The sequence below is a fragment of the Vibrio mimicus CAIM 602 genome (assembly GCF_000338875.1).
Taxonomy (GTDB): Bacteria; Pseudomonadota; Gammaproteobacteria; order Enterobacterales; family Vibrionaceae; genus Vibrio; species Vibrio mimicus.
On the sequence record NZ_AOMO01000078.1, the window covers coordinates 1 to 1,108 of the forward strand.

Genomic DNA, 1,108 nt, shown 5'->3' on the forward strand with positions numbered 1-1,108 from the left:
GGAGGGAAATCAAAAACATCACATCTATGCTAGCGCACCCCCCTGGGAGGAAAGTGCGCTGAATATAAAGCTTAAAGAATTAGGTTTTAATCCTGTTCAGCTATTTCCTCATCCGATTTAGGATCATTGGCAATTCGAACCTTTAAAGTTCGCTGCATATATTCCTTTTCATTGAGAGCATCAATTGCGGCTTGAGCCTGACCTGCTGCCATAACAACAAATCCAAACCCCCGACGCTTACCCGTTCGCTTATCTTTCATTAGGCGCACCGCAAAGACTTCACCATACTCGGCGAACAACTCTTTGACGTGCGATTCATTTGCTTTATAGGGCAGGTTGCCCACATACAGTGTTTTCGTAGTGGAAGAAGTCTCTTCGTCTTGGCTTGAAATGGTGGGTTGAGTGAAAAGTTTGCAAATTAAGGTCGTTGCAACCACACCAATTAAAAAAGCGAAGGAAGAGTGTAGAGTCAATTGCGATAAAATCCCGGCACCAATAACCGCAAGCAGGGCAATCCATAATATAGATTTGTCAGATTTCATATTGAATTACTACGCATCAGAGAAAAAGAAGATTCACTGCCTATCGATGAATTAACAAAATAGACACAGGAATCTTACGTATATGCTTGATATTTTTCCAATCGAATGGTGTGACCCCCCTCAATATGTTGAAATTTTATCCGATAAATAGCCCGTTGTTGGCTTTTTGAGCGAACGATTTTTTTTGTCAAAAAAAAGCTTGTCATAAAACTCAACCTACCTATAATGCGCCCTCACTGACACGGCGTGAGATTCAAATCACAAAGTGAAAGAAGATAGAGAAGAAAAGGTTTGAAAAAAACGTTTGACACTCAAATGAATAAGCGTAATATTCGCAGCCCTAGCGAACGAAGCTGAAAAGCGATTTCGACAGGTGAAGCTCTTTAACAATATAAACCAATCAATCTGTGTGGGCACTCGTTGATGATAATCGCAAAAGATTTATCAATGAACTGAGTGACCATTTGAATGAGCAATCATTCAGCACAGTCAATTCAACATTACAATGTAATGTTATCAGTATTCATTGAGCCAAAACTTTAATTGAAGAGTTTGATCATGGCTCA

At 39.8% G+C, this 1,108-nt stretch carries 1 protein-coding gene and 1 pseudogene; one reads left to right on the forward strand and one right to left on the reverse strand.

What is annotated here, in order from left to right:
* Positions 1–121: pseudogene (locus D908_RS22100) on the forward strand (glutamate racemase); the annotation flags it as partial.
* Here D908_RS22100 and D908_RS02025 read toward each other — a convergent pair.
* Entirely contained in the window at positions 87–542 is a 456-nt protein-coding gene (locus D908_RS02025) for an RNA recognition motif domain-containing protein (RefSeq protein WP_005527155.1), read from the reverse strand. The pseudogene D908_RS22100 and the gene D908_RS02025 sit on opposite strands and share 35 nt — an antisense overlap.
* Positions 543–1,108: the final 566 nt, after the last annotated feature.

What these genes read in the sequence shown, in the direction of transcription:
- D908_RS02025 (WP_005527155.1), bottom strand. Translation starts at nt 542, where the DNA reads ATGAAATCTGACAAATCTATATTATGGATTGCCCTGCTTGCGGTTATT.